This is a genomic window from Variovorax sp. P1_H12_2, from assembly GCF_056405335.1.
Genome location: NZ_JBFUCI010000613.1, coordinates 1 through 2,615 on the forward strand (window position 1 = coordinate 1; position 2,615 = coordinate 2,615).

At 63.4% G+C, this 2,615-nt stretch carries 4 protein-coding genes; all 4 read left to right on the forward strand.

What is annotated here, in order from left to right; genetic code table 11:
- Positions 1-489, forward strand: a 489-nt coding sequence (locus AC1D2K_RS33200) for a DesA/ISL3 alpha bundle tail domain-containing protein (RefSeq protein WP_478094496.1), incomplete at its 5' end; no start/stop codon positions are given.
- On the forward strand, positions 486-644 hold the full coding sequence (locus AC1D2K_RS33205; RefSeq protein WP_478094497.1) for a DUF3309 family protein: 159 nt from the start codon (positions 486-488) through the stop codon (positions 642-644). The genes AC1D2K_RS33200 and AC1D2K_RS33205, both read left to right, overlap by 4 nt.
- 295 nt (positions 645-939) lie before the next feature.
- Positions 940-2,004 (forward strand): glycosyltransferase family 4 protein, encoded by a 1,065-nt coding sequence (locus AC1D2K_RS33210; protein WP_478094499.1) that lies wholly within the window; start codon positions 940-942, stop codon positions 2,002-2,004.
- A gap of 28 nt (positions 2,005-2,032) precedes the next feature.
- A partial coding sequence (locus AC1D2K_RS33215; RefSeq protein WP_478094501.1) for a glycogen debranching N-terminal domain-containing protein occupies positions 2,033-2,615 on the forward strand: 583 nt, incomplete at its 3' end.

The window sequence follows — 2,615 nt, forward strand, 5'->3', positions numbered from 1 at the left end:
CACTTGGCCAGGGTGCGCAAGGTGGCGCCAAGGATTCGCTACAACGCATCCAAGACTCGCTGCGACATGGGTACCCTGCAGGCCGTCATCACCCACAGGTACGACGTGCTGGCCAAGTTCGCCAGATTCTTGCGCCCGATCGCCGTGGAGGAACTCCTCCGCCTGCGGGCGAGCACGATCCCGAGTTCGACCGACTCCAGAGCGCTGGATTCGGTCAAGTACTTGCTGCAAAGGGACGCGAGGGGACTGCCGGAGAAGGAGCGCGCCGCCCTGGAACAGACTCTGCATTCGAGCGCGGTGCTGAGCACTATCTACTCGATGCGGCAAGAACTCATTGACCTGTGGAGCCGATCCGCCGCCTCGAAGGAGCAGTTGGTGAAACTGTTGGAAGACTGGTGCCGGCGCGCTGAGCAAAGCGGCGTTGGTGCTCTGCGCGAATTCTCTCGAGTACTGCGCCGCTACGACTCACTGACAGGAGAAATGAAATGACATTGGGAACAATTCTGCTGATCATCGTGRTTCTGCTGCTCCTCGGCGCGATTCCAAGCTGGCCCCACAGTCGGGGTTGGGGCTACGGCCCCAGCGGGGGTATCGGGCTGGTGCTGCTGATCCTGGTCGTTCTGTTGTTGATGGGAAAGATCTAGCCCTCATCTAGCCCTCGCGCCGAGTTGATCGATACCTCCAGGCGCCGATGCCGTCGCCAGGAGACTGAGTATGGAACAACAAGCCGGTAGCTTACCGACCGCCCCACGTCACCGCACTAGCGGCCCCTCGACAGCCTACGCTGCGTCGAGGCCTCCTGGGCTTTCTTATACGCCGCAGCATCTATGTTTTACAGACCGTCCCCGCTCGATTTGTCTGCCTTGATGAACACGCGCAGGTAGTACGGCACATTCCGCGCACCCCCGAGTTTTTCTTCGAGCACCTAGGAGAGCAGCCATGAAAATTGCTCAGGTCGCACCGCTCTACGAAGCGGTGCCGCCCTACCTGTACGGGGGGACCGAAAGGGTGGTCGCTCACCTGACCGACGCGCTTGTGGACCAAGGCCATCAAGTCACCCTATTCGCGTCCGGCGAGGCGCGAACGCGAGCCACGCTCGTGGCGACGCGCAGGCAGGCGATCCGGCTGGACCCCGCCGTGCTCAAATCCGACCTCGCGAGCCACCTGTCGATGCTGGATGAGGTACGGCGCATGGCCGACGAGTTCGACGTTCTGCATTTCCACATCGACATGTTGCACTTTCCCTTGTTCGAGGATCTCGCCGGGCGTACTTTGACGACACTGCACGGCCGGCTCGACATCGCCGACCTGCCCGATACCTACCGCCGATGGAAGAAGTATCCGCTCGTGTCTATTTCGGACAACCAACGCAAGCCGCTGCCCGATGGCAACTGGTACGCGACCGTGCACCACGGCATAGCCGCAGACAGCTGTCGGTTCAGCGATTCGGCGCGCGGCGACTACCTGGCTTTCCTCGGTCGCATTTCGCCTGAGAAGCGGCCGGACCGCGCCATCGAGATCGCGAAGCTGTCGGGCGTTCCGCTCCGCATCGCCGCGAAAGTCGACAACGTCGATCGCGACTACTTCGAGCGTGAGATTCGCCCGCTGCTTGACCACCCTTTGGTCGAATTTCTCGGGGAGATCGGCGATGAGCACAAGAGCCAGTTCCTCGGCGACGCGCGCGCGCTGCTATTCCCGATCGATTGGCCCGAACCGTTCGGCCTGGTGATGATCGAGGCGATGGCTTGCGGCACGCCGGTGATTGCCTGGCGCCGTGGATCGGTGCCCGAGATCGTCGACCCCGGCGTGACGGGTTACATCGTGGACGACGTCGCGCAAGCGGCCGAGGCCGTCGAAGCCGTGCGGCGTCTGCCGCGCGCGCGGGTACGTGCCGTATTCGAAGAGCGCTTCACGGCGCAGGCAATGGCGCAGCACTACGCGCAACTCTACTGGCAGCTCGCGCGCGACAGCCGAGCCGCGCTGCTCGAAGGCGAGGCGGCATGAAGAGACCTGGACCTGAAGGAGCGGTGCCTTGATCGCGGCAACAGAAAAATCCACGGTGACGCAGGAAGATGCATGGCCCGCCCCGCCTGCGCGCTCCGGGCAGCGGCTTTTCGTCTTGAAGGAAGGCGACACCTTCCTGGTCGCCGATGCGTTTGGCGATGTCACCGGCGAGGGTGACGGCCTCTTCCACAACGATACCCGCCTCTTGTCGACTTTCCGCCTGCTGATGGACGGGCTCCAGCCGGCGCTCCTTTCGAGCGCGGTGAGCCAGGACAACGCCTTCTTCACGGCCAACATGACCAACCGCCCGTTGCCGCCGCTGGGTGAAACCTCGATGGCCGAAGGCGTGATTCATCTGGAACGGCGGCGTTTTCTGTGGAACGCCTGCGTGTACGAACGCATTTCACTTGCCAACTACAGCGACGCCGCGGCGCGTGTGCCGATCCAACTGCTTTACGCAGCCGACTTCCGGGACATGTTCGAGGTGCGAGGCCAGAGCCGGCCCAAGCGCGGCGATCTCGCCGACGCGCAAGTCGACGACCGCGGCGTCGCGTTGCGCTATCAGGGTCTCGACGCCGTGTGGCGCAGCGCCGTGGTGTCGTTCTCGGAGG

Bases quoted from the DNA above. Each gene is read 5' to 3' on its own strand.
- AC1D2K_RS33210 (WP_478094499.1), top strand. From the start codon at position 940: ATGAAAATTGCTCAGGTCGCACCGCTCTACGAAGCGGTGCCGCCCTAC.